Genomic DNA, 25,481 nt, shown 5'->3' on the forward strand with positions numbered 1-25,481 from the left:
GCATGACCTCAACCTCCGTTCTCTTCGACGTACCCGGCCCCAAGGCCCGCGCCCGCACCCGCGTCTTCAACATCGTCGCTATTCTGGTGCTGGCCGCTGGCTTCGCCTACGTGATGATGGTAATGAACCGCCAGGGGCAGCTCGAAGCCGATAAGTGGACCTCGCTGTTCACGGGCAACCTCTGGGCCAACTACATACTGCCGGCGCTCTGGAAGACCCTTTCAGCTGCCCTGCTGTCTGTGGTAACCTCGGTCGCCTTCGGCCTCTTTTTCGGCCTGGCCCGCCTGTCTCCGAACAAGGTGATTCGTGGTATCGGCACCGTGATTGTGGAGTTCTTCCGAGCCGTCCCCGTGCTTATCATGATGATTTTCTTCTGGCTTTTTCTGGGCCAGCTTAACCTCTTTGCTCCGTCGCAGCTGCCCTTCATCGCGGTGGTTCTAGGCCTGACCCTCTACAATGGTTCCGTCATCGCCGAACTGCTACGCTCCGGTGTGCACCAGCTACCCAAGGGCCAGGGCGAAGCCGGTCTAGCTATCGGTCTGACTCCCTGGAAGGTACTGACCCTCATACTGGTACCCCAGGCACTCACCGCCATGATGCCCTCACTGCTTTCGCAGTTCGTGGTCATTCTGAAGGACACCGCGCTGGGCTACATCATCTCCTACCCCGAACTTCTGGCTGCGGCCCGCCGCTTCGGCTCCGGTGAAGGTAACATTCTGCAGATGCTGCTCCTTGCTGCCCTCATCTTCGTGGTCATCAACTTCGCTCTGACCCTGTTTGCGGAGTGGCTGGCTAGGTACATGAACTCCCGCTCAGACGTGGAGATTAAACATGCAGACGGTGTTCCCGGCGAAGTGGACGAAGCCCGCCCGCAAACCCAGATGATGTTTAAGATTCCTAAGCACTAGCGTCCGCGCCTCGCACTTCGACTCCAGGACCTAGGGACCCCATCTCCTGATGGGGTCCCTACTTTGCTCTCTAGCTCTGGGGCGGTAAAGGCTGACGGGTTAGGACGCCGCCAGCCACGTCTCCAGAGCCGTGTAGCAGGCGCGCACCTCCGTAGCCTTCACGTGCTCGTTGTCTGTGTGAGCCAGCAGGGCGTCACCGGGGCCGAAGTTCACGGCGGGGATACCGATTTCGCTGAAGCGGGCCACGTCCGTCCAGCCATACTTGGGCTGGGGCTCCTGGCCTACTGATTCAATCAGCGAACGTGACATGGGGGCGTCCAGGCCGGGGCGGGCTGCTGAGGACTTGTCCACAAAGTCCAGCTCGTAGCCCTCAAAGATCTCATGCAGGTGGGCTATGGCCTCGTCCAAGGTCTTGTTGGGGGCAAAGCGGTAGTTGATATGCACGCCCGCCTCATCTGGAATCACGTTCCCGGCAACACCTCCCGATATCTGCACGGCGTTGAGTCCCTCGCGGTAGGCCAGACCCTCCACCTCATAGGTGTGCGGCTGGTAGGCGACCAGGCGGTTTAGCACATCTGCCATCTTGTGGATAGCGTTGACGCCCTTCCAGGCCCGACCCGAGTGGGCTGCGATACCGGTGGTGCGGATCCAGAAGCGGATGGTGCCATTGCAGCCGCCTTCGATGGTACCGTCGGTGGGTTCTAGCAGGACGGCAAAGGCCGCATCGGTCAGCTTCTGCCGGTGGTTACGCATCAGGCGGGCAAGCCCTGAAAGCTCGGAGGCAACCTCTTCGTTGTCGTAGAAGACGTAGGTTATGTCGTAGCGGGGCTCCTTCAGGCTGGCCGCCAAAGCCAACTGGACAGCCACTCCACCTTTCATATCCACAGCACCCCGGCCGTAGAGCACCCGCTCCCCCGACTCGTCCGCCCAGGTAGCAGGCACGGTGCCTAAAGAACCTTCGGTGCGGGGTAGGGGAACGGTATCCAGGTGCCCGGCCAGCACGATACGGGCATCCCGCCCCAGGTTCGTACGGGCAATAATAGCGTCGCCGTCGCGGGTGATTTCTAAGCCACCGATTCCTTCTAGGGCCGCCTGCACGGCGTCCGCCAGGCGCGCCTCCGCGCCCGATACAGAATAGATGTTGAGTAAATCAGCGGTGAGGTCTTCAACGGGCTGGGTCAGGTTCAGGACGTTGGGGCCCAGGTGCGCGAAATCTGCGGCTTGGATGGGGCTGGGGTTATTGGTCATGGTTCCACCATACAAGCCAAAAGCCCACGGCGGCGGGTTGATTCCGTAGACTGGTAGGCATGACTGAAAACAACACCCGTGTAGCCTCCGGTCTGGGCCTGGCCACCGTTGTCGCCTCAGGCGAGAACGAGGGCACCGTCCTAGATGTCTGGTACCCAGCGCCCGCCCTCACCGAAACCGCTGACGACTCCGTAGCAGCCGACCTTGAGGCCCTAGTCGAAGCTGATGAAGATCGCAATGTTGTGCGTGAGCTGGTCAACGTAACCATCAACCTGGATGAGGCACCTGCCAATGCTGCGGACGCCTACCTGCGCCTACACCTACTCTCGCACACCCTGGTGGCCCCCAACACCATCAACCTCGATGGCCTCTTTGGCAAGCTGACCAACGTTGCCTGGACCAACTTTGGCCCCGTTCTGGCGGCTGAATTTACCGCCGCTTCGCTCAAACTGCGCCGCCGCGGCGCCCTGGTGGTCACCCACGTCGATAAGTTCCCCCGCATGATCGACTATGTGGTACCCGCCGGTGTTCGTATTGGCGACGCAGACCGTGTGCGCCTGGGCGCCCACCTGGCCTCCGGCACCACCGTCATGCACGAAGGCTTCGTCAACTTCAACGCCGGCACCCTCGGCGAGTCCATGGTTGAGGGCCGCATCTCCCAGGGCGTTGTTATTGGCAACGGCACCGACATCGGCGGCGGCGCCTCCACCATGGGTACCCTCTCCGGTGGCGGTACCCAGCGCGTCGCTATCGGCGAGCGCTCCCTACTAGGCGCTGAGGCCGGTATCGGTATCGCCCTGGGTGATGACTGCGTGGTTGAGGCTGGCCTCTATGTCACCGCAGGCTCCCGCGTCACCGTGCTCAGCCCCGGCGCAGAACCTAAGGTTGTCAAAGCTCTGGAGCTCTCAGGCGTCAACAACCTTCTCTTCCGCCGTAACTCGGTCACCGGCGCGATTGAGGTTCTACCCCGCGCCAACAACACCGTGGAGCTGAACAGCGAGCTGCACGCCAACTAGTTCACCAACTTTTCAGATTGTTAGGGCCCGTATCTTCTCCACGAGAGAAAGGTACGGGCCCTTAGAATGAGAAAGCACACATTATCTGATAGAAAGCTCTGGTCATGAAGCGCTCTCTCACTCTTTTAGCCAGCCTGGGGCTGGTCTCTTCTTCCCTTCTAGCTCCCGCAGCTTTTGCGGCCCCCGGTGACACCGAGCTCGGTGACCTCACCGTACTTGCCTCCACAGACGTCCACGGCCGGGCTCTGAATTACGACTACTTCACCGGTGCCCCTTACGGTGAGGGCGATAAGGCCCTAGGCATGGAGCACCTGGCAACGGCTATCGCCCAGACCCGCGCGGCCAAGGGCGCAGACTCCACCCTGGTACTCGATAACGGCGATGCCAACCAGGGTAATCCCCTACAGACCTATTACCAGAACAACCGCACCGCCACCAGCCTTGACCCTATGGCCTCGGTCTTCAACCTGCTCGGCTACGATGCTGGCGTAGTGGGCAACCACGAGTTCAACTACGGCCCTGAAGCTGCCGCCCAGTACACGAACAATCTCACCATGCCCCTGCTGGGCGCCAACGTCATCGATTCAGCCACCGGCGCTCCGGCCTATGAGCCCTACACCATGCTTGAGAAAACCGTAGGCGGCGAACGCATTCAGGTAGCCGTCATCGGTGTGGTCACCCCCGGCGTGCGCGTGTGGGATAAGGCCACCGTTGAGGGCAGGCTGGAGTTTAGGGACGCTGCGGCGACGGTTGCCGAGTGGGCTCCCAGGGTGAAAGCCGCAGGGGCCGACGTGGTCGTCGTCCTTGCCCACACCGGCCTGGACGCTGAAGGCTACACATATAACCCGGCCGATCTCACCGAAAACGTCGCCAAGTCAGTGGTTGAGCAGTCCACCGATGTCGATCTTGTTGTGGGCGGTCATTCCCACGTAACCAACAAGGTCCAGGAATACTTCACCAACAAGAACGGTGAGCCGGTGCTCTACACCCAGCCCGGTTACTGGGCCCGCTTCCTCTCCGAAGTCACCCTGCCCCTGGTCAAGGAAGCTGACGGCGATATTGAGGTCAAGTGGTCAGAGGATGAAAAACCTACCGCTCTTGCCCTCAATGCTGGTGACTACGCCGCCGACCCGTCCGTCCTGGCAGCTATTGAGCCCTACCATTCTCAGACGACCGAGTGGGTACAGACTGTGGTTGCCCAGGCAAGCGCTGAGATGCCCGCAGCCACCAGCGCCTGGGAAGACACCGCCGTGCTCGACTTCATCAACATGGTTCAGACCGAAGAAGTCACCCGTGCCCTGACCGGAACCCAGTACGAGGGCCTGCCGGTCATTGCTGAGGCCTCCCCCTTCTCTCGTACTGCGGTCTTCAAGCAGGGTGATGTGACTATTGCCGATATGGCCAGCCTCTACATCTATGACAACACCCTCTACGCCGTTGAGCTGACCGGTGCCCAGCTCAAGGACTACCTGGAGTGGTCTGCCCGCTACTATATTCAGCAGGAGCCAGGTACTGAGATTAGCGACTGGTCCACCGTGACCAACGCCCTCTATGAGGGAGCAACCCGCGGTATTCCTGACTACTCCTACGATGTGCTCTCGGGCGTCAACTACCATATCAATATTTCCAAGCCTGTTGGCGAGCGTATTGAGGGTTTGACCCTGCCCGACGGCACTGCCCTGGCTGATGATCAGAAGGTTATCCTGGCTCTGAACAACTATCGCTGGTCCGGCGGCTCAGGTTACCCGCATGTGACCGCTGCTCCCATCGTCTACGAAGAGCAGAAGGCCGTGCGCGACCTCATGATCGACTGGGCGATTACCAACAAGGCCATCGACCCGGCTACCTTCTTTGTGAAGAACTGGACGGTGGGCACTAGCTCCCTGCCTAGCTCTGAGGTGCCTCCCGCCTCCACCGCAGAACCGACCGTAGACTCCACCGAAGGGGCCACCACTGCCCCATCGGCCGGTGAAGCAGGCCCCTTAGCAGGCGCTGAGTCCGGTGAAGAGCCCAGCGCAGAACCCACTGCTCCACCCAGCCTCTCAGCGAGTGAGCCCGCTTCAGCTACTCCGCTCGCGGCTGAGCAGCCTAAAGGGATTCTGGCTTCAACGGGTACCTGGGGGCTTCCCTTAGCTGGTGCAGGTGCCCTGGCTGTGCTAGCCGGTGGCGTAGCTCTTCGTTCTGCCCGCCGCAAGGCCTAGCACCGATGGAGCATCGCTAGGCGACCTGCTGTATCTCACCTGCCCACCCGCTCCAAAAGTCGGGTAGGCGGGCTGCTCTACGGGTAAGCTAGGTAGCAAGCACCCAACAACTATCACAAGGGGAAAACGTGAAAATCCTGGTTACAGGCGGTGCCGGCTACATCGGCTCGCACACTGTTCTTGAGCTCCTGAATGCGGGGCACGAGGTCACCGTTATGGACAACCTGGCTAACTCATCCATGGAGTCTCTGGCTCGTGTTGAGGAGCTCACCGGTAAGACCGTCGAGTTCCGCAAGGTTGATTTGCTTGATTTGCCGGGCATGAAGCAGCTCTTCACCCTGGTTAAGCCCGATGCTGTGATTCATTTTGCTGGCCTCAAGGCTGTGGGTGAATCCGCTGAGAAGCCGCTCTGGTACTACCAGACCAATGTGGCGGGAACTCTCAACCTGCTCTATGCGATGGAAGAAGCCGGCTGCCGCTCTATCGTCTTTTCTTCTTCGGCCACCGTGTACGGTGAGCCCGAGTCCATGCCGCTTACCGAGAAAATTAACATGGACGCCCAGTCGTGCTATGGCCGCACTAAGGAGCATATTGAAGATATGCTCGTGGATTTGGCCGCGTCAGACCCTCGGTGGAATATTGCCCTGCTGCGCTACTTCAACCCTGTTGGAGCGCATGAGTCGGGCCGTATTGGCGAGGATCCAGCCGGTATTCCTAACAACCTGGTGCCTTTCATCGCTCAGGTTGCTGTGGGCCGCCGCGAGTATTTGAATGTCTTCGGTAACGACTACCCCACTGTTGATGGAACCGGAGTGCGCGACTATATTCACGTGGTTGACCTGGCTGATGGGCATCTCAGGGCCCTGGACTACATCACCACCCACGGTGGTTTGCACACCTGGAACCTGGGTACCGGCAACGGCTACTCTGTGCTTGAGGTCTTGCACGCCTTTGAGAAGGCTGCTGGCAAGGAGCTGCCCTATAAGATTGTGGACCGCCGCCCCGGTGATGTCGCGGTCTCTTACGCTGATCCTTCAGCGGCCCTGGCTGATTTGGGTTGGTCTGCTAGCCGCGATATTGACACTATGGTGCGAGATCATTGGAACTGGCAGAAGAATAATCCTCAGGGATATGAGGCGTAGCCGAATATCTTTCGTTAAAAAATCGCCACCGATGTGGCGATTTTAGAAAGCGCGCGTAGCGCGGGATAGAGGCGTAGCCGAATATCTTTCGTTAAAAAATCGCCACCGATGTGGCGATTTTAGAAAGCGCGCGTAGCGCGGGATAGAGGCGTAGCGAGTAGCGACCGTTAAGGAATTGCCACCGGTGTGGCAATTCTAGGTCTAGGCGTAGCGAGTAGCTCTTAAGCCGAGCCCCGGCGTCCTCCCCTATCTTAGGGGCAAGGACGCCGGGGCTCGGCTTTGCCTGCGGGTGAGTTGCTTAGCGCTGGGGGTAGTGGCGCTCGTTCTCGCCGATGTAGACCTGGCGGGGGCGGCCGATTTTGCGGTCTTGGTCCTGGATGCCTTCGGTCCACTGGGCAATCCAGCCGGGCAGGCGGCCTAGGGCAAAGAGTACGGTGAACATGTGTTCGGGGAAGCCCATGGTCTTGTAGATGAGACCGGTGTAGAAATCGACGTTGGGGTAGAGTTTACGTTCGATAAAGTAGTCGTCGTTGAGGGCTTTTTCTTCAAGACGCTGGGCGATGTCGAGGAGTTCGTTGTTTCCGCCGATGCTCTCAAAAATCTTGTCGGCTGTTTTCTTAACGATGCGCGCACGGGGGTCGTAGTTCTTGTAGACGCGGTGGCCGAAGCCCATTAGGCGCACGCCGTCTTCCTTATTTTTGACTTTCTCCATGAAGTCTTCGGGGCTGATACCTTCTTTTTTGATTTGGTTCAGCATCTTGAGCACAGCCTCGTTGGCGCCACCGTGTAGGGGTCCGTAGAGTGCGTTGATACCTGCGGAGACCGAGGCGAACATGTTGGCGTTAGAGGAGCCCACCAGACGCACTGTGGCGGTGGAGCAGTTCTGTTCGTGGTCTGCGTGAAGTAGCAAGAGTAGGTCAAGTGCTTTGGCGTGTAGCGGGTTGACTTCGTATTCTTCGGTGGGGAAGCCAAAGCACATGCGCAGGAAGTTCTCGGTGTAGTTGAGCTCGTTCTTGGGGTAGATGGACGGCTCGCCCTTGGATTTCTTGTAGGCATAGGCTGCCAGGGTGGGTACCTTGGATAGAAGCCGGTAGGTGGAGATTTCAACCTGGCGGGGGTCGAAGGGATCCAGAGAGTCTGAGTAGAAAGTAGACATGGCTGAGACGCTGGACGCTAGCACTGCCATGGGGTGCGCTTCGCGGGGGAAGCCTCGGAAGAAGAATTTGAAGTCTTCGTGCACCATGGTGTGGTGGCGGATCATCTGATCAAATTCTTCGAGCTGGGTGGGGGTGGGTAGCTCGCCGAAGATGAGCAGGTAGGTGACCTCAAGGAAGCTGGATTTTTCAGCCAGTTCTTCAATGGGGTAGCCGCGGTAGCGCAGTATGCCAGCGTCGCCGTCTATGTAGGTGATGGCGGATTTGGCGTTTGCGGTGTTCATGAAGCCGGGGTCGTAGGTTACTTTACCGGTTTCTTTGAGCATGCCTGCAACGTTGAAGGCACCGTTACCTTCGGTTGCTTCGACTGCGGGCAGAGGCAGTTCTTTGCCGTCATAGCTCAGCAGTGCGTGGTTGTCAGTCAATTGTGTTCCTCCTGTCAAACGAGGCTGCGTGCGTGCTGAGGGTTTGCCCGTGGGAGCAGGAGCGGCGGCACAGGGCCTTTCTCTGGGTGTGAAGGCTGACTGTACACCGCGCACACGCGGACGCATGTCATCTATGGTTCACATTACAGCAGAATAATGTGCGGGGTCACATCGGTTTCGCTGTGAAGGTTACATTACGTTCTTTAGCGGAGCTTATTTGACATTGTGAGTTTTACTTACTCTGACAGGCGGGTAGCGGCACGCTCGATATCTTTATCACTGCCTGTCAGGGCTACACGTACGTAGCCTTCACCCGCTGTTCCGTAGAAAACGCCGGGGCCTATAATAATCCCCTTCTCAGCGAAGCGTTGTACGGTGACCCAAGTGTCTTCGCCAGCGGTGGCCCATAGGTAGAGGCCGGCCTCGGAGTGTTCGATGGTCAGCCCAAACTTTGTGAGGGCAGGTAGCAGAGTTTCACGGCGGGCACGGTAGAGATTCTTTTGCTCCTCAACGTGCGCGTCATCAGCTAGGGCTACGGTCATAGCGGCCTGAACTGGGGCGGGCACTATCATGCCCGCATGCTTGCGCGAGTTGACCAGGTTAGCCATAATTTCAGCGTCGCCGGCGATGAAGGCACCCCGGTAGCCAGCGAAGTTAGATTGTTTTGATAGGGAGTAGGCCGCCAGTAAAAGCTCTTGGTTGCCGCCGCTGACGCGGGGGTCAAGAATGGAGGGCACGGCTTTGCCGCCACGGGCGGTGTCCCACTCACCCCAGCCGAGCTCGGCGTAGCACTCATCTGAGGCTACGAGGGCGCCAATCGCGCGAGCGTCATCAACAATTTTTTTAAGTTCTTCGATATCGCGGACGGTGCCCGTGGGGTTGGCTGGGGAGTTCACCCACACCAGGCGCACGCGAGATCGGGTGGCGGTGTCTAGCTCGGTGAGGGAGTCAGCGGCGACCGAGGTAGCCCCCGCGAGCTGGGCGCCGATGTCGTAGGTGGGGTAGGCGACGGTAGGGCGCACAACCACATCGTCCTTCCCTAGCCCGAGCAGGAAGGGTAGCCAGGCCACAAGTTCCTTGGAGCCGATGGTGGGCATGACTTGATTGGTGGTCAGCCCGGGGACTTCGCGGCGGCGGGCGAACCAGTCGACGATGGCCTGGCGCAGGGTGAGGGTTCCATGGGTGGTGGGGTAGCCGTGAGCGTCGGTGGCTGCTGCCAGGGCTTCGCGGATTATTGTGGGGGTGGGGTCTACCGGTGTTCCGATGGAGAGGTTGATGAGTCCGCCTGGGTGGGCTTCAGCGGTGGCACGGTAGGGGGCTAGCGTGTCCCAGGGGTAGTCGGGCAGGTCGAGGCCGAAGGTGCGCATGGTCTGCTTTCTCAGGTATCTAGTTACCAGTCTTAGTCCTGGTTCTGCGGGGGCAGGGCTGCAATCATGGGGGCGTCCTTGGCGATGACGCCCAGGCGGGCAGCACCGCCGGGATGGAGGGAAAAATTCCGAGCGAGCGAGGAAAATAATTTTTCCCGGAATGGGCTCGCCCGGCGGGTATACCCTTCTATTCTACTGGTTCTGCGGGGGCAGGGCTGCAATCATGGGGGCGTCCTTGGCGATGACGCCCAGGCGGGCAGCACCGCCGGGATGGAGGGAAAAATTCCGAGCGAGCGAGGAAAATAATTTTTCCCGGAATGGGCTCACCCGGCGGGTATACCCTTCTATTCTACTGGTTCTGCGGGGGCAGGGCTGCAATCATGGGGGCGTCCTTGGCGATGACGCCCAGGCGGGCAGCACCGCCGGGTGAGCCCAAATCATCAAAGAAGTCGGCGTTAGCTGCGGTGTAGTCTTCCCATTCTTCGGGAACGTCGTCTTCGTAGTAGATGGCTTCAACGGGGCAGACGGGTTCACAGGCACCGCAGTCGACGCATTCGTCGGGGTGGATGTAGAGGGATCGTTCGCCCTCGTAAATGCAGTCTACGGGGCATTCTTCGACGCAGGCGCGATCTTTGACGTCAACGCAGGGCTGGGCGATGATGTAGGTCATGGGTGCCTTTCTGGTGGTGGGCGCACCGTCGTTAAGGTGTTTGTCAGCTGTGGTCTAGTGTATCCGCTCACTGGTGTGGGGGCAGATTTTTGTGATGGAGGAGATAGCTTGTTGAGCTGGGTTAAGTTTTGTTGCGGCGGTGGCGGGTAGCGCTCATGATGGCGAGGGTGGCTGCGACGAGTGAACCGAGTGCCCACAGGGTGCCGGTGGCCCCTACCGCGTTGATTGGGTTGATGTAGACGAGTATGGAGTCTTCTTTGGCGAAGGCGAAGATGCAGATTAGTGTGAAGGCGGTCGCGCCGACGAGGGCTGCTGCCCAGTTTTTTTCTGTGTGGGTGGCTGCCCAGGTTGCTGCGCAGTAGACGGTGAGGATGGCCAGGAGCGCCCCCCAGGGTACCCAGATGGTGGTGGTGGGGTACCAGATGTGGGCGTGGTACATGGTGCCAACGAACCCGGCGAGGAGGCCGAGGGCTATGGATGTGACAGCTGAGTTGATGGGGCCGGGTGCTTCGACGGGTTCTTCAAGCACGGTTTCTACTGAGGGGTAGGCTGGGTTACCCCAGAGGAGTCTGTAGGTTTCGGTGTCACTGATGGGCTGGGGTACGCGGTTCGAGTATTCGAAGGTGGTGTCGTCGCTGATGATGATTTGGGTGGCGTGGGCTCGCATGGCTTCGCGTTTGACGGCGAGGTCACCCCGGATGACGGCTTGGGGGCGCACGTCGGCTGGGTCGAATTCCCCTTCGATTCCCCATACAAGGCGTGGGGCGGCGGGTGTTTCGCGCAGGGTGGCGAGCGCCGCCATGACGGCTTCGTAAGTGCGTTTGTGGTCGGGGTGCCCGTAGCCGCCGTCGGAGTCGTAGGTGACGACGACGTCCGGGCCCATCTCGCGGATGGCGTAGGCAACAGCCTGGGCCTGGGGTTTGATGGGTAGACGGGTGAGGGAGTCTTCGGTTGCGGAGGGGTGAGCGGCGGCGCGGCCGTTGGAGTCCCACACCATACCGGAGTCTCGGTAGCTGGCGTGTTCGCTGGGTATGGCGCTGGCTCCCTCGCCGAGAAAGAGGTGGCGGCTGACACCGAGGTGTTTGAGCGCGGTGCGCAGTTCGTCGGTGCGCATCTGGCCGAGTGCCCGGCCTTGGTCTGTGTTTCCGGGGTGTTCTGCTTCGAGGTGTTTGAGGGCGGGGTTGATGACTTCGCCCATTTCGCCACGGGTCATGGTGAGCAGGTGGACGGTTACGCCGGCGGCTGTGAGGGCGCCAATGGTGGCCCCGGTTGATGAGGATTCGTCGTCAGGGTGGGCGTGGATGAAGAGCACCGTGGCACCCTGCGCGTCTAGCCCCGGAGGCAGTAGGGTGGTGACCGCTCCGGGGGCAATGGTGAGGCCCTGGGCTGGATAATAGGGGGTCTGATTCACAATGATTTTCCTACTGGTTTTTAGCTGCTCGTGGTTGATCTTATAGCTCCGTGCAATTTTATCGCCTGCTACCTGCAGGTGGTTGCCTTGGCCGGGGTGACTTATGATGGAGAGCGGTCATGCACAAGCATATGTTAGTCAGATTTCCCCAGTGAGGGGCAATCTGCAGAAGGTAATCATGAAATCTATTTTTTGGGCAAAATCTGGGGTTTCGGTAGCTGTTGCTGCTCTTGCTTTGGGTTGCCTTTCTCCGGTCGTTGCTGTTGAGCCGACTCAGGAGGTCTCCCCCACCGCTGCTTCTGCGTCCGCAACCTCCCCCAATCAGGGCCAGATCCCCTACGGTGAAGCCGCCATGGGCGCTGGAGCTTACGATATAGGAGCTGATGCGCCTACCACCGATACGGGTCGTATGGCGGCAGCCGCTCCGCCGGCTCCCGGTGTTTTGGGTATGGACGTCTCAAGTCACCAGCCGTCTGTTAATTGGGTGGCGAACTACCAGGCCGGTGCACGGTTTGCCTTGGTTAAAGCCACAGAGAGCACTTGGTATACCAACCCTCGCCAGCGGGATCAGTACGCAGGTGCTGGTGCTGCTGGCATGTTCAGAGGTGTCTACCACTTTGCGATTCCTTCTGACTCTTCAGGCGCAGAGCAGGCTAGGTTTTTTGTGGCGAACAGTCAGAAGTGGGTTCAAGACGGCACTACCCTACCCGGTGTGTTGGATTTCGAATGGAACCCCTACCCCAACGACGGCAACACCTGTTACAACATGACTCCGGCCCAGCTGAAAGCGTGGGCTCAAGAATTCGCGGTGACCTACCGGCAGCTTACCGGCCGCTACCCTATTCTTTACACGGCAACCAGCTGGGTGAATCAGTGTCTTGGGTCTCTTGAAGAGCTCTCGTTCATGCCTCTGCATCTAGCCAGATACACCCAGACGGTCGGCCCGATGCCTACCGGTTACAGTGCATATGACATCTGGCAGTACAGCGCTACCGGGCCCTTTGACGGTGACTCTAACGTGTTCAATGGTTCTACGGCTGAACTCACGCATCTGGCAGTGAATCCCCGCTACCGCCCGCTCGGAGCAAGGTCCGCCGGCACGACCAGCGGCCTTTACTCCCTGCGAGGAGCTATTGGTGGCTACTACCGCGCTAACTATAAAACTCTCTATGCGCCCCGGGCTGATGAATACCCGGTGAGTTCCGGCGGTGTTACCCAGCCGTTTGAGAACAGCCGCCAGGTCTACTGGCACCCCAGCACAGGAACCCATGCCGTGTACCTGGCAGGCGCGATTGGGGCCAGGTACGCGAACACCGGCTATGAACGTACCTGGGGCTTTCCCAGCATGGATGAAGCTCCCCTAGGCTATGGCGTCCAGCAACAGTTCGTCACGGCCTCAGGCTCCACCACCGCGGTCTACTGGTCACCTCAAACCTCCGCCCGGGTACTCAACGGTAGCGGCGGCATTCACAACCGCTGGAACCAGAACCTTGCAGAGTACGGCCTGCCTGCCACAGATGAGAGTGCCTTGGGCCGGGGCGCGGTCGTCCGGTTTGAGAAGAACGTTTCTCTCTACTGGAGCCCCTCAACCCCCACCGCTAAGGTCAACACCGGCGGTGCCCTGCGAGCCGCCTGGGTGAAGGCAGGCTACCACCAGGCACTTGGTTTTCCCCTCCACGATGAACGGTGGGAGGCTGACGGTGACGTCCACCTGCGGTTGAGCTCTGGTGCCCATTTTGTGTGGAGTGAGCAGCAGGGGGTCCGCCGCCTGAGCTAGCGAAGCTAGTAGCGGCAGGCTTGCTGACCGGATACTTTTGGGGATTGAATGTAACCGCCCCTACCCGGGTGTCCGTTCAGCCTGTACGGATCCGCTCAACAAAAGGGTGTGGTTCTTCCCCCTGTCAGGGGGAGAACCACACCCTTTTTAGATGAGGGCGGGGTCAGCTACCCGGGCCCTCCTTGCGCGGTGGGCCTAGCCCTTGGCGCGGCGGCGGGCTTCGCGCACGCGCTCGTTGGAGTCAAGGATGACCTTGCGGATACGGATGGCTTCGGGGGTGACTTCCACGCACTCGTCCTCACGGGCCCATTCCAGGGACTCCTCAAGAGTCAGTTTCTTGGGCGGGGTCATGTTTTCGAAGTTGTCCGCTGAGGCTGAGCGCATGTTGGTCAGCTTCTTTTCGCGGGTGATATTGACCTCCATGTCATCTGCACGGGAGTTTTCACCAATGATCATGCCCTCATAGACCTCGGAGGTGGGCTCTACGAAGATGGTTCCGCGCTCCTGTAGGCCGATGATGGCGTAGGGGGTGACCACGCCAGCACGGTCAGAGATCATGGAGCCGTTGGAGCGGTAGTCGATGTCGCCTGCCCAGGGCTCGTAGCCGGTGGAGTAGGACGATGAGATACCGGCGCCGCGAGTTTCGGTCAGGAACTTGGTACGGAAGCCAATCAGACCGCGGGCGGGCACGGAGAACTCCATGCGTACCCAGCCGGTGCCGTTGTTGGCCATATTTTCCATGCGGCCCTTACGGGCTGCCATGAGCTGGGTGACGGCACCCAGGAACTCTTCGGGCACATCGATAATCATGTGCTCCATGGGCTCGTGAATCTTGCCGTCGACGGTCTTGGTCACCACCTGAGGTTTGCCCACGGTCAGTTCAAAGCCTTCGCGGCGCATCTGCTCAACGAGGATTGCCAGGGCGAGTTCGCCACGACCCTGAACCTCCCAGGCGTCGGGGCGCTCGGTGGGCAGAACCTTCAGCGAGACGTTACCGATCAGTTCCTTATCCAAGCGGTCCTTGACCTGGCGGGCAGTCACCTTGGCCCCCTTGACTCTACCGGCCAACGGTGAGGTGTTGATACCGATGGTGACGGAGATTGCGGGGTCATCAACCTTGATGAGGGGTAGGGGCTTGGGGCTCTCGGGGTCGGTGAGGGTTTCGCCGATGGTGATGTCTTCAATGCCGGCAACAGCGACGATTTCACCGGGGCCAGCGGACTCTGCGGGAACACGTTCCAGGGCCTTGGTGGCCAGCAGCTCGGAGATACGGACGTTCTTGGTTTCGCCGTTCTGGCGCACCCAGGCAACGGTTTGGCCCTTCTTGAGGGTGCCGTTGAAGATACGCAGCAGAGCTAGGCGCCCCAGGAAGGGTGAGGAGTCGAGGTTGGTCACGTGGGCCTGCAGAACCTCATCGGGGTTGTAGGTGGGGGCAGGAACATGTTCAAGGATGGTCTGGAACAGGGGTTCGAGGTCGCCGTTATCGGGCAGGTCGCCGTCAGCAGGCTGGTTGAGAGAAGCCGCGCCTGCCTTGCCAGAGGCGTAGACCACAGGGACGTTCAGCAGGGCGTCCACGTCCAAATCGGGCACCTCATCTGCCAGGTCGCTGGCTAGCCCCAGAAGTAGGTCCATGGATTCGCCGACGACTTCGTCGATGCGGGCGTCGGGGCGGTCAACCTTGTTGACAACCAGGATGACGGGTAGTTTGGCGGCCAGGGCCTTGCGTAGCACGAAGCGGGTCTGGGGCAGGGGGCCTTCGGAGGCGTCCACGAGCAGCACCACGCCGTCTACCATAGAGAGGCCGCGTTCCACCTCGCCGCCAAAGTCGGCGTGGCCGGGGGTATCAATCACGTTGATGGTGATTTCTTGGCCACCGGCTGCGGGGCCGGAGTAGAACACGGTGGTGTTCTTGGCCAGAATGGTGATGCCCTTTTCTTTTTCAAGGTCACCGGAGTCCATCACGCGGTCTTCAACAGCTGCATGGGCTGAGAATGCGTTGGTCTGCTTGAGCATCGCGTCAACGATGGTGGTCTTACCGTGGTCAACGTGCGCCACAATTGCCACGTTACGGAGGTCGCTCCGTGACGCGGTCTTCTGAGTTTCAGACATGCGGAAGGTATCTCGCTTACTCTTTGGGGATGATCAGGACGCCGGGGCGCAACCTAGCTACCGACTATTTCGGCAGGCGCGCACAGGGCTCTCGCACCGATTATACCGGTGGCATCTAATCCCAGGGCTATCTTCTGGAACACATTAGAAGTTAAGGGGCTTATTCAAAACGGTTCCGCCCATTTCCTACTTGTTCCAGGGTGTCTGCTTAATATCCTGGGGTTTGGCCACCGGAATGGAACCGGTAACAGCACGAATCTGTTCAATCGCAGCGGTATTAGCATCGACTTGAAGGGCTACTTCATCAACTGCCTTTTCCACAGCTTCTTCTACCTTGGCTTCGACCGCCTTATCGACAGCTTCTTCCAGGGCGGCCTCCAGGTGCCCATCAAGCCGTTCGTCCAGGTGCTCGCCCACGGCCGCGGTGACCTTATCTTCAACGCCCTCTGCTACAAGTACGTTGACGCGGTCATCGATGTGTTCGGTCAGTGAGGCTTCAATCTCATGGCGGGCGTTGCGGCGCTGGGCTCGCACAAAAAGGCGGTGTTCAACGCTCAGCGCCTTGTACAGCGAGATGCACATGAGCACAATGACCACAGAGAAAGGTAGGGCGGTCAAAATGGCAACTGTCTGAATCGCTGTGAGCGAGTCTGTTCCGCCGATCACAACCAGGGAGATAGCGGTGGCCGCTGCAACCAGCACCCAGAAGACTCGAATCCAGGTTTTAGGTTCGGGTGAGCCGTTGGTAGAAAGCATACCGAGCACCAGAGCACCGGAGTCAGCTGAGGTCACAAAGAAGACGGTAATCAGCAGTACGGCGCCTGCAGTAAGAATCGCTCCGCCCGGCAGGTTGTGGAACATCTCAAAGAGAGCGTTTTCAGCAGAAACGGAGCCGTCTTCATTCAGCAGACTTTGTGAGCCGAAAATTTCCTGGTGCAGGGCGGTACCGCCGAGCACAGAGAACCAGAAGAAAGAAGTGAGAGCCGGTACCAGCAGAACACCGATGACGAACTCGCGCACCGAACGCCCCTTAGATACACGGGCGATGAACATGCCGACGAAGGGCGACCATGAAATCCACCAGCCCCAGTAGAAGGTAGTCCAGGCGGCCTGGAACTGTTCACCCTCAACGCCGTACAGGGCCAGGGTTTCAAAGGTCATGGCAACTATGTTCTGTAAGTAGTCACCGATGGAGCCAATAAAGTTACGGGAGAGAAAGAGGGTTGGGCCAACGACAAGGACAAAGAGGCAGACAATGGCAGCCAAAATCAGGTTGCCGTTCGAGAGCCACTTCATTCCCTTTTCAAGGCCGGTTACCACAGAGAACATGGTGATAGCCATGAGCGCAATAATGATTCCAACCAGCCAGGCATTGCCCTGTGCAGGAATATTCATATAGCCGAGCCCCGCAGCGATCTGCATGACTCCCAGGCCCAGGGAGGTAGCTACGCCGAAGAGGGTACCCACCAGGGCCACAACATCAATAAGGTCACCGGCCCCGCCTTTGACGCGGTCACCGAAGAGGGGCTTGAGAGCGTAACGGATAGAAAGCGGAAGTTTGAGACGGTGGGTGGCATAAGCAATTGCCAGGCCAACAATCACGTAAATTGCCCAGGGGTGTAGCCCCCAGTGCAGAAAGGACTGGCTCATGGCCGCCTGGGCAATTTCCTCACTTGTACCGTTGCCAACGCCGGGGCGCGGGTCAACGTAGTGCATGAGCGGTTCGGTGGCCCCATAGAACACCAGGCCAATGCCCATACCTGCCGCAAAGAGGAAGGCAAACCAGGTGCTGAAGGAGTAGGCCGGTTCGTCGTTGTCGTCACCCAGCTTCACGTCGCCCATACGAGAAAAACCCAGGTAGAGGGCGAAAATAACGAAGAAGGCCACGATGGCAACGTAGTACCAGCCAAAGTAGTTGATGACGTCGGCCTGAAGGGCGTCAAAGATACTCTTGGTTTTTTCTGGGAAGGCCAGGGTGATGCCAATGAAGACCGCCATGATGACGGCAGCGGGGATAAAGACTCGGGGCGCGAGGGAGCCTTCGCGCATGTTTGCTTTTACCTCTGCGTCGATATCCCCCTTCCTCAGGTCGGGGCCGGAGCCAGGCGGTGATTGCAGTTCTGTTCTTTCCATCAGAAAGTCCTTGGTATCTCTAGTTACGAATCATTTCTGGTCAGACACGCAAAAGCATCTCTTTACATCCACCCTCTCATCACCCAACGCGCAGTAAGGTAACCGAGTGTTTAGGTCAGAAAGAGATGCTTCAACTAGCCCAATAATAACACCACTGATAATTCAAGTTGCATTAGGGGCTTGGGTTTGGGACGCCTGGGGTGGTGGTTGATGTGTTGAGCTTCGTGTGATGGTTGGAACTAAAGCCAGGACATATCACCTGGCGGGGTTCACAAACCAGGTCACCACCTTAAAATAGAGGGTAAGACTCCACCAACAGGAAGGCAGAGCGCATGTCTCTCCCCGCAATTACCGACCCCACCACTACAACCGCCTGGGCCGCCCTCACCGACCATAAGGCCTCCACCCAACCCGACCTACGCGCCTGGTTCGACGCCGACCCAGCCCGCGCCCAGAAGCTGAGCTTCACTGCCGCCGACCTCCACGTTGACCTATCCAAGAACCTCATCACTGAAGAGACTCTGGCCCTGCTCGTTGAGCTGGCAGAGCAGGTAGGTCTCACCGAGCGCCGCGATGCCATGTTTGCCGGTGAGCACATCAACGTCACCGAAGACCGCGCCGTTTTGCACACCGCCCTGCGCCGCCCCGCCGATGCCAGCCCAGCCCTCACCGTCGATGGCCAGGACGTTGATGCCGACGTTCACGAGGTCTTAGCTAAGATTTACGACTTTGCCGATCGGGTGCGCTCCGGCGAGTGGGTAGGTGTGACCGGCAAGCGCATCGAAACCGTGGTCAACATTGGCATTGGTGGCTCCGACCTGGGCCCCGTCATGGCCTACGAAGCCCTGAAGCCCTACGCCCAGCACGGCCTGAACGCCCGCTTCATCTCCAACATCGACCCCACCGACGCCGCAGAGACCGTTGCGGATTTGAACCCCGAGACCACTCTCTTTATTGTGGCCTCCAAGACCTTCGGCACGCTAGAAACCCTCACCAACGCCCGCGTCTGCCGTGACTGGCTACTGACCTCCCTGCGCGAGGCAGGTGCCCTTGACGGTAAGGACGAAAAGGACGCCGTCGCCGCCCACTTCGTCGCCGTTTCCACCGCCCTGAACAAGGTCGAAGCCTTCGGCATCGACCCCGAAAACGCTTTCGGTTTCTGGAACTGGGTGGGTGGGCGCTACTCCGTTGACTCCGCCATCGGCACCCCCCTGGCTATTGTGCTCGGCCCCGACGTCTTTGAGCAGTTCCTGGCAGGTTTCCACGCCATGGACGAGCACTTCCGCTCCGCTCCCCTAGCCCAGAACGTCCCCGCTCTCATGGGCCTGCTGAACATCTGGAACGTCAACTTTCTGGGTGCCGAAACCCACGCCGTCCTCCCCTACGACCAATACCTACATCGTTTCCCCGCCTACCTGCAACAGCTGACCATGGAGTCCAACGGCAAGTCTGTGACCGTTGACGGCAAGCCCGTAGCCACCGCCACCGGTGAAGTTTTCTGGGGAGAGCCCGGCACCAACGGCCAGCACGCCTTCTACCAGCTAATCCACCAGGGTACTCGCCTGATTCCCGCAGATTTCATTGCCTTCGCCAACCCGGTACACGCAACCCGCGACGGTGACCAAGACGTTCATGAACTCTTCCTGGCCAACTTCTTCGCCCAGACCAAGGCTCTAGCCTTCGGTAAGACCGCGGATGAGGTTCGCGCAGAAGGAACCGCCGAGCAGATCGTTCCTGCCCGTGTCTTCTCGGGCAACCGCCCCACCACCTCTATCATGGCCTCCCAGCTGACCCCGTCAGTTCTCGGCCAGCTGGTTGCCCTCTACGAGCACATCACCTTTGTGCAGGGCGTTATCTGGGGCATTGATTCCTTCGATCAGTGGGGTGTGGAGCTCGGCAAGCAGCTAGCCCTGCAGCTGGCACCGGCCGTAGCGGGTGACCGCACCGCTCTGGCCGAGCAGGATTCCTCAACCCGGGGCCTGATTGATTTTTACCTGACCCACCGCAAGTAAAAAGGAGCAAAGTTGCGCCCATGAGCTCAACACCGCATCCCCCGCCGCCACCCCAGGATCCTCACCCGGGCCAGGGTGGCCCTTGGGGGCAGAACCCTAACCCTGCGCAGGGAAACTACGGAGCTCCGGGTTTCTACGGTCTGCCTACCGGGTATCGCCGCCCCTCTGTAGGCATGGTGCAGGCGCTCAAGCTCAACAAGAAGTACCTCTGGCATTTTTCGGGCCGGGCCTCTCGGAGTGAATTCTGGTGGGCCTATCTCGTGTGGACTGTGGGCACCTCTTTGGTGGTTCTAGTGGCCTACCTGGTATGGGTCATAGCTATGTTCGTGGTATTTTCACGCACAGAGAACAGCCAAGATACGTCAACATTCTTCGTTGTAGGAGCAGTACTTTTTCTACTGCTGGGTGTTGCCCTTACTATCCTCTCCATTATCTTTACCCTGTCTGTTTGCTGGCGCCGTCTTCAGGACGCTGGTTTTCCCGGCGCCCTGTGGTTCCTCAACTTAGTTGGGCTGGGCATCGTCCCTTTCATCATGTGCATGCTGGACTCCAGCCCAGATGGCCTGCGATACGATAAGCCCGAGGACGTCAATCGTCCTTAGCCAGAAGCTACCCACCGGCAGTGCCGTGAGCTGGTGGCCCTGCCAGAGGGCCTCCCCTGCTCGGGCCGGTGGTTGCGCTCTCTGGTGATTCTGTATTCTTGAGGGTATGTCTGAGCATAAGCCTAACCGCCTGCACACCTATGACTCCCCGACCGCAGATACCCCCGAGGCTCTCAACCTTGAGGGTTTTGACGACGAAGAATACCCGGACGAACGCCGCTCAGCTGCGAGGGCTGAGCAGGTTGGTTTTGGGCGGGCTGTGCGCCTCTTTTATCGGCACTATTGGAATGGCCGGGGCGAGGCCTCGCCCAGCGAGTTCTGGTGGGCTCTGCTTTACCTTGTGCTGGGCACGGTGCTCTATTTTGGGGCGACAATCTGGCTGAACCGAGTGACGCTGGCTGAAGACTCGTCATCGGTACTACGCACCCTGTTCATGTTCCTGGTAATCACAAACCCGCTCTGGGTGGCGGTGAACATTGGGCCTACCATCACGCTCTTTAAACGACGGGCTAACGCAGCCTACAAGCGTTGAGGTTGGCCTGCCCCGGGCCTAGGGTTTTGGAGGGAGCTGGCACCCAGAGTTCCAGACGTTCGTAGCCATGTGGTGGTAGCCGCCCGCTGACACAATACAGCTGAGCTACCTATTTCTGAGGTCTTGTCGCCCCCAGGCCAGGCAAGCCGAGCCTCGCCCCCCCCTGTCACACTTACCAATTGAGCTGACCAATTTTAGAGAGCTGGGGCACATCGTTGTATTCTTGGAGAGGAAACTGCCCACACGCGACAAGGGAGACGCCCTTCATGGCAAAGATTATCTACACCCACACCGACGAGGCACCGCTACTGGCGACCTACTCCTTTCTGCCCATTCTGGAGTCCTACGCATCAACCGCCGGTGTTGAGGTAGAAACCCGCGATATCTCACTGGCCGGCCGCATCCTGGCCCAGTTCAGCGACATTCTCCCGCCCGAGCAACAGGTCGCTGACGCCCTGACCGAGCTGGGCGAGCTGGCCAAGACCCCCGAGGCTAACATCATCAAGCTACCCAATATCTCGGCGTCCGTGCCCCAGCTCAAGGCCGCTATCGCTGAGCTACAGGCCAAGGGCTACGCTATTCCCGACTACCCCGATGAGGTTACCTCTGAGGCTGATGCGGACGTCCGCGCCCGATACGACCGAGTCAAGGGCTCGGCTGTGAACCCGGTTCTGCGCGAGGGCAACTCGGATCGCCGAGCCCCCCTCTCTGTTAAGAACTACGCCCGCAAGAACCCCCACTCTATGGGCGACTGGTCTGCCGAGTCTAAGACCAACGTTGCCACCATGGGCCACGACGACTTCTTCTCCAACGAGAAGTCCGTGATTATTGAAGCTGACGACACCCTGAAGATTCAGCATGTAGGCACCGACGGCACCGTGACCGTCCTCAAGGAATCCGTGCCCGTTCTAGCCGGTGAAATCGTAGACGGCACCTACATGAACGTGGCTGAGCTCGATAAGTTCCTGGCAGAGCAGGTTGCCCGCGCCAAGGCTGAGGGCGTGCTCTTCTCGGTGCATCTGAAGGCCACCATGATGAAGGTTTCTGACCCCATCCTCTTCGGCCGCGTGGTGCGTGCCTACTTCTCTGAGCTCTTTGAGACCTACGGTAAGCAGCTGGACGCCGCTGGCCTGAACGGCAACAACGGCCTGGCCGCCATTATCTCCGGCATTGATACTCTGCCCGAGGATATCCAGGCCGGTGTGCGTGAGCTGATTGAGAAAGGCCTGGCCGAGGGCCCAGAGCTGGCCTACGTCAATTCCGATAAGGGCATCACCAACCTGCACGTTCCTTCTGACGTCATTGTGGACGCTTCCATGCCTGCAATGATTCGTACTTCCGGTCAGATGTGGGGTAAGGCCGGTCAGCAGGCTGACACCCTGGCCGTCCTACCCGATTCCTCCTACGCTGGTGTCTACCAGACCGTGATTGAGGACTGCCGCGCCAAGGGCGCCTACGACCCCACCACTATGGGTACCGTGCCTAACGTGGGTCTGATGGCTCAGAAGGCTGAGGAGTACGGCTCGCACGATAAGACCTTCCAGCTTGAGGCGGACGGCAAGGTTCAGGTTGTGAACTCTGCCGGGGAGGTGCTCATTGAACACGAGGTTTCTGCCGGTGATATCTGGCGCGCCTGCCAGACCAAGGACGTCCCTGTGCAGGACTGGGTCAAGCTGGCTGTGACCCGTGCCCGCGACTCTCAGACCCCCGCTGTCTTCTGGCTCGATCAGAACCGTGCCCACGACGCGAACCTGATTGCCAAGGTTGAGAAGTACCTGCCCGAGCACGATACTTCAGGTCTGGATATTCGTATTCTGGCTCCTGCTGAGGCTACCCAGTTCTCGATTGATCGTATTCGTAGGGGTGAGGACACCATTTCGGTGACCGGTAACGTGCTACGTGACTACCTGACCGACCTCTTCCCTATCCTGGAGCTGGGCACCTCTGCCAAGATGCTGTCGATTGTTCCGCTGATTAATGGTGGTGGCCTCTTTGAGACCGGCGCTGGCGGTTCTGCCCCTAAGCATGTTCAGCAGGTTCTGGAAGAGAACCACCTGCGCTGGGATTCCCTGGGTGAGTTCCTGGCTCTGGCGGCTTCTTTTGAGCACCTGGCTAAGAAGACCGGTAATGCTTCTGCCCAGGTTTTGGCTGACACTCTGGATAGGGCGACCGGTACTTTCTTGAACGAGAACAAGTCGCCTTCCCGCCGTGTGGGCGAGATTGATAACCGTGGTTCGCACTTCTATCTGGCTAAGTTCTGGGCTGAGGAGCTGGCTGCTCAGGGTGAGGACGCCGATTTGGCGGCTAAGTTCGCTCCGGTGGCTGAGGCTCTGGCTGCGAATGAGGAGAAGATTGTGGCTGAGCTGTTGGACGCCCAGGGCTCCCCCGCCGACCTGGGCGGCTACTACAAGCCCGAGGACGCCAAGGCATCAGCGGTGATGCGCCCGAGCGCCACGCTGAATGATGTGATGGAAGGCCTCGCTAAGTAAAACCTCGTAAGTGAAGTGTGGCCCCGGTAGAAACGCTGGGGCCACTGTCGAGGGCTTATTTACGAAACTGTTAGAGTAGCCTCATTCCCGCTGCGAAGTTACCACCTGCCAAGTGGTTGGATGGCGGATTATCTCCATCCCTTCATGCCAGCGTACATTCGCTTCCCTTTGTGAAACCTATATACCCTTAAGACATATTTCATTTACCTCTATGAGCAATCATTAATCGCTTACACAAAAGGCTTTTAATATGAAAAAAAGGATAGGCAGAGAAAAATTTGAAGAAGATTTAGCATCTGTCAACCATGACCCTGAATACTTTCTTTCTTCTTTGATGTTAGATGGAGTGCCTAGAACTTGGAGTGAAAATCTATTAGATTTTACGAAATGGCGACATCTAGTGGCTAAATCAATAGAAGTAAACCCTCTTTGTGTACTAGTTGTTGGAAGCGCAAGATTAGGCTACTCACTGAACCCTGATAAAAATTTTAAAATTTTTGACAAGGAATCCGACATTGATATCGCAATCATCTCGTCAGAATATTTCGAAAGGTGCTGGAAAGAAATAAGGAATTTAATAAAAAATGAAGACATTCCTAAACATGAGATTGGAAATATTCGAAGACTACTGGTGAATGAGTGCATACCACTTGATTTAATCTTACCTAGTCTTTCCTTTGGCCAAAAATGGAAATCCCATGAGGATAAGATAATCATGGATTTAGGAGAAAATTTTTATGGGAATGAGATAAAATACAGAATTTATAGAAATCATGATGCTCTCTTAGACTATCAACGCTTAAGTATAAAAAATTCCATGCTATTGATTGAGTCAGAAAAATGAATCCAAACACTATTAAATTTGAAATTGAATCAAAAACGATTGCAGAGTTCAACCAAATGAGAGCTAACCATGATTTAGTACTCCAGCCTGATTATCAGCGCAAGGTTGTTTGGTCTCAGGCTGCAAAGATCAGTCTTATTGAAACAATTCTTCTTGGCCTACCAATCCCTGAGGTCTATCTTTCCTACGAAACCAGCGCAGATGGTCGTTCTATTGCATCAGTTGTCGATGGCCAACAAAGATTGACTTCAATTTTTAACTTTATCGATAACGGATTTTTCCTGGAAAACTTAGAGACCAGTGAAGATAGTGAATATTTCAAATCAGCCTATGAAGGGAAGTACTTTAAGGATTTAGAAGACGAGACTAAAAAAGAAATTTGGAAATACAGGTTGCCGATTAGACGACTATCAGATATTGATGATGATGAGATTCGAAAGGTATTTGCGCGTGTAAATAGAGTAAACATGGTACTGACTTCTCAGGAGATCAAAAATGCACTATACCCAGGGCCTTTCCAGGACTTTTTGAAAGACTGTGCTTCACATCCAATCACAGAAAAATCAGGTATATTCAGCGGTTCGCGGCGCAACAGAGGTGGAGATTTAGAATTTTTCGCTGAATCTTTTGGCGCATGTTTATTCGGACTAGTAAATAAAAAAACTGATTTTGACACTCGGTACGATGAACTTTCAAAGAATTTTGATCTTGAATATTCAGATCAGGCAAAAAGGTATATTGAAATATTAGATTATCTCGAAAAAAATGTAAACTGGAGTGGCAGAACTAGATGGTCCAATATTATTGATATGTATACTTTAATATATGTCACCTGGAATCTAGATCTCGAAAACATTCTATCCGAAATTGCACCCGCTGATTTTAATCGATGTACCGACCTTTTCCAATTAATCGTGAACGATGTCAAGAAAAATCCTGAAAATAAAATCTTTGAATCCTCTAAAATTGGCCCCCTGCCTAGCGGGTTATCGGATTCATCCCATAAAGCGATTAGAGAAACGATTGAATTTTATATATCAGGTATTAGAAACTCTTCCGACATCAAAGCTAGAAGAAGCAGAGTGAAATCACTTGAAAAATGGATTAAAGGTTTTATTGAGAATGACTAAATCTTGAACCAAAGTTTCAGCACGCCCAAAAGAAACATATAGAGGCTTATTCAAAAGTGCCTTCACCCCGGCTTCCCAGGCTCGCGCTTGCTGCCAACCCTCTCGCCTGGTTCGCTTCGCTCACGAGGCGATTCACGCCAGCCGCCGAGCCAGCAGCTTCGCTGCGAGCCTGGGTCGCCTGATTACTTTTGAATAAGCCTCATAGATAACTAGTTATGTCATATTTTAACTACCAAAACCAAAATGCTCGAAGAAAATATCGCTCCCCCATATTTAGTAGTCAAATCAGCGCTTCCTCCCATCACTGGTAG

The 25,481-nt window shown here is 57.5% G+C and carries 19 protein-coding genes; 11 read left to right on the forward strand and 8 right to left on the reverse strand.

Annotated features, from left to right (window positions below):
* Positions 1–2: 2 nt before the first annotated feature.
* Positions 3–908, forward strand: coding sequence for an amino acid ABC transporter permease (locus L6966_RS08765; protein ID WP_083093906.1), 906 nt, complete (start codon positions 3–5; stop codon positions 906–908).
* Positions 909–1,007: 99 nt separating this feature from the next.
* Here the strand turns inward: L6966_RS08765 and dapE are convergent, their stop codons facing one another.
* Positions 1,008–2,156 (reverse strand): succinyl-diaminopimelate desuccinylase, encoded by a 1,149-nt coding sequence (gene dapE, locus L6966_RS08770; protein ID WP_237233236.1) that lies wholly within the window; start codon positions 2,154–2,156, stop codon positions 1,008–1,010.
* A 50-nt stretch (positions 2,157–2,206) separates the two neighbouring features.
* Between dapE and dapD the strand changes: the two genes are divergently transcribed.
* The 3 genes from dapD (at position 2,207) to galE (ending at position 6,515) form a co-directional block, all read left to right on the forward strand.
* A complete protein-coding gene (dapD, locus tag L6966_RS08775) occupies positions 2,207–3,172 on the forward strand; it encodes a 2,3,4,5-tetrahydropyridine-2,6-dicarboxylate N-succinyltransferase (RefSeq protein ID WP_237233261.1) in 966 nt (321 codons plus the stop codon).
* 104 nt (positions 3,173–3,276) lie between these two features.
* Complete coding sequence (locus L6966_RS08780; protein WP_237233237.1) at positions 3,277–5,373, forward strand: bifunctional metallophosphatase/5'-nucleotidase; 2,097 nt, start codon at positions 3,277–3,279, stop codon at positions 5,371–5,373.
* Between the two features lie 128 nt (positions 5,374–5,501).
* Entirely contained in the window at positions 5,502–6,515 is a 1,014-nt protein-coding gene (gene galE, locus L6966_RS08785) for a UDP-glucose 4-epimerase GalE (protein WP_083093867.1), read from the forward strand.
* Between the two features lie 298 nt (positions 6,516–6,813).
* Here the strand turns inward: galE and L6966_RS08790 are convergent, their stop codons facing one another.
* From L6966_RS08790 to L6966_RS08805, 5 genes are all read right to left on the reverse strand, one after another.
* The gene (locus tag L6966_RS08790; RefSeq protein WP_237224616.1) at positions 6,814–8,094 is read right to left on the reverse strand and encodes a citrate synthase; all 1,281 of its coding nucleotides are present in this window, start codon (positions 8,092–8,094) and stop codon (positions 6,814–6,816) included.
* A 236-nt stretch (positions 8,095–8,330) separates the two neighbouring features.
* On the reverse strand, positions 8,331–9,461 hold the full coding sequence (gene dapC, locus L6966_RS08795; RefSeq protein ID WP_237233238.1) for a succinyldiaminopimelate transaminase: 1,131 nt from the start codon (positions 9,459–9,461) through the stop codon (positions 8,331–8,333).
* Positions 9,462–9,653: 192 nt separating this feature from the next.
* Entirely contained in the window at positions 9,654–9,788 is a 135-nt protein-coding gene (locus L6966_RS12100) for a hypothetical protein (protein WP_272878611.1), read from the reverse strand.
* 22 nt (positions 9,789–9,810) lie between these two features.
* Positions 9,811–10,131 carry a ferredoxin gene (gene fdxA / locus L6966_RS08800; protein ID WP_083093873.1) on the reverse strand — a complete coding sequence of 107 codons (321 nt, stop codon included), beginning with the start codon at positions 10,129–10,131 and terminating at the stop codon, positions 9,811–9,813.
* 121 nt (positions 10,132–10,252) lie between these two features.
* Entirely contained in the window at positions 10,253–11,542 is a 1,290-nt protein-coding gene (locus L6966_RS08805; protein WP_237224617.1) for a PIG-L family deacetylase, read from the reverse strand.
* 178 nt (positions 11,543–11,720) lie between these two features.
* Between L6966_RS08805 and L6966_RS08810 the strand changes: the two genes are divergently transcribed.
* Positions 11,721–13,319: a GH25 family lysozyme gene (locus L6966_RS08810; RefSeq protein ID WP_237233239.1), complete on the forward strand. Its 1,599-nt coding sequence runs from the start codon at positions 11,721–11,723 to the stop codon at positions 13,317–13,319.
* 195 nt (positions 13,320–13,514) lie between these two features.
* On the opposite strand, the gene typA is transcribed toward L6966_RS08810, so the two are convergent.
* Together typA and L6966_RS08820 are read right to left on the reverse strand one after the other, a co-directional pair.
* Entirely contained in the window at positions 13,515–15,428 is a 1,914-nt protein-coding gene (gene typA / locus L6966_RS08815; RefSeq protein WP_237233240.1) for a translational GTPase TypA, read from the reverse strand.
* 186 nt (positions 15,429–15,614) lie between these two features.
* Positions 15,615–17,477, reverse strand: a complete 1,863-nt coding sequence (locus L6966_RS08820) for a BCCT family transporter (protein ID WP_237233241.1) — start codon at positions 17,475–17,477, stop codon at positions 15,615–15,617.
* A gap of 416 nt (positions 17,478–17,893) precedes the next feature.
* Here L6966_RS08820 and pgi point away from each other — a divergent pair, with 416 nt between their 5' ends.
* The 6 genes from pgi to L6966_RS08850 all read left to right on the forward strand — a co-directional run bounded on the left by pgi (position 17,894) and on the right by L6966_RS08850 (position 25,170).
* Positions 17,894–19,573: a glucose-6-phosphate isomerase gene (pgi, locus tag L6966_RS08825; RefSeq protein WP_237233242.1), complete on the forward strand. Its 1,680-nt coding sequence runs from the start codon at positions 17,894–17,896 to the stop codon at positions 19,571–19,573.
* 20 nt (positions 19,574–19,593) lie between these two features.
* Positions 19,594–20,175 (forward strand): DUF805 domain-containing protein, encoded by a 582-nt coding sequence (locus L6966_RS08830; RefSeq protein WP_237233243.1) that lies wholly within the window; start codon positions 19,594–19,596, stop codon positions 20,173–20,175.
* Positions 20,176–20,281: 106 nt separating this feature from the next.
* Complete coding sequence (locus L6966_RS08835) at positions 20,282–20,707, forward strand: DUF805 domain-containing protein (RefSeq protein WP_237224622.1); 426 nt, start codon at positions 20,282–20,284, stop codon at positions 20,705–20,707.
* Positions 20,708–20,973: 266 nt separating this feature from the next.
* Positions 20,974–23,196, forward strand: coding sequence for an NADP-dependent isocitrate dehydrogenase (locus L6966_RS08840; RefSeq protein ID WP_237233244.1), 2,223 nt, complete (start codon positions 20,974–20,976; stop codon positions 23,194–23,196).
* A gap of 250 nt (positions 23,197–23,446) precedes the next feature.
* Positions 23,447–24,040, forward strand: a complete 594-nt coding sequence (locus tag L6966_RS08845) for a hypothetical protein (RefSeq protein WP_237233245.1) — start codon at positions 23,447–23,449, stop codon at positions 24,038–24,040.
* The gene (locus L6966_RS08850; RefSeq protein ID WP_237233246.1) at positions 24,037–25,170 is read left to right on the forward strand and encodes a DUF262 domain-containing protein; all 1,134 of its coding nucleotides are present in this window, start codon (positions 24,037–24,039) and stop codon (positions 25,168–25,170) included. Before L6966_RS08845 ends, L6966_RS08850 begins: the two co-directional genes overlap by 4 nt.
* The last annotated feature ends 311 nt before the right edge of the window (positions 25,171–25,481 follow it).

The organism is Rothia nasisuis (assembly GCF_928381405.1).
GTDB lineage: Bacteria > Actinomycetota > Actinomycetes > Actinomycetales > Micrococcaceae > Rothia > Rothia nasisuis.

What these genes read in the sequence shown, in the direction of transcription:
- L6966_RS08765 (WP_083093906.1), top strand. Translation starts at nt 3, where the DNA reads ATGACCTCAACCTCCGTTCTCTTCGACGTACCCGGCCCCAAGGCCCGC.
- L6966_RS08835 (WP_237224622.1), top strand. Translation starts at nt 20,282, where the DNA reads ATGTCTGAGCATAAGCCTAACCGCCTGCACACCTATGACTCCCCGACC.
- L6966_RS08850 (WP_237233246.1), top strand. Translation starts at nt 24,037, where the DNA reads ATGAATCCAAACACTATTAAATTTGAAATTGAATCAAAAACGATTGCA.
- typA (WP_237233240.1), bottom strand. Translation starts at nt 15,428, where the DNA reads ATGTCTGAAACTCAGAAGACCGCGTCACGGAGCGACCTCCGTAACGTG.
- L6966_RS08820 (WP_237233241.1), bottom strand. Translation starts at nt 17,477, where the DNA reads ATGCGCGAAGGCTCCCTCGCGCCCCGAGTCTTTATCCCCGCTGCCGTC.
- dapC (WP_237233238.1), bottom strand. Translation starts at nt 9,461, where the DNA reads ATGCGCACCTTCGGCCTCGACCTGCCCGACTACCCCTGGGACACGCTA.
- fdxA (WP_083093873.1), bottom strand. Translation starts at nt 10,131, where the DNA reads ATGACCTACATCATCGCCCAGCCCTGCGTTGACGTCAAAGATCGCGCC.
- L6966_RS08830 (WP_237233243.1), top strand. Translation starts at nt 19,594, where the DNA reads ATGAGCTCAACACCGCATCCCCCGCCGCCACCCCAGGATCCTCACCCG.
- dapE (WP_237233236.1), bottom strand. Translation starts at nt 2,156, where the DNA reads ATGACCAATAACCCCAGCCCCATCCAAGCCGCAGATTTCGCGCACCTG.
- L6966_RS08845 (WP_237233245.1), top strand. Translation starts at nt 23,447, where the DNA reads ATGAAAAAAAGGATAGGCAGAGAAAAATTTGAAGAAGATTTAGCATCT.
- L6966_RS08780 (WP_237233237.1), top strand. Translation starts at nt 3,277, where the DNA reads ATGAAGCGCTCTCTCACTCTTTTAGCCAGCCTGGGGCTGGTCTCTTCT.
- L6966_RS08840 (WP_237233244.1), top strand. Translation starts at nt 20,974, where the DNA reads ATGGCAAAGATTATCTACACCCACACCGACGAGGCACCGCTACTGGCG.
- pgi (WP_237233242.1), top strand. Translation starts at nt 17,894, where the DNA reads ATGTCTCTCCCCGCAATTACCGACCCCACCACTACAACCGCCTGGGCC.
- L6966_RS08810 (WP_237233239.1), top strand. Translation starts at nt 11,721, where the DNA reads ATGAAATCTATTTTTTGGGCAAAATCTGGGGTTTCGGTAGCTGTTGCT.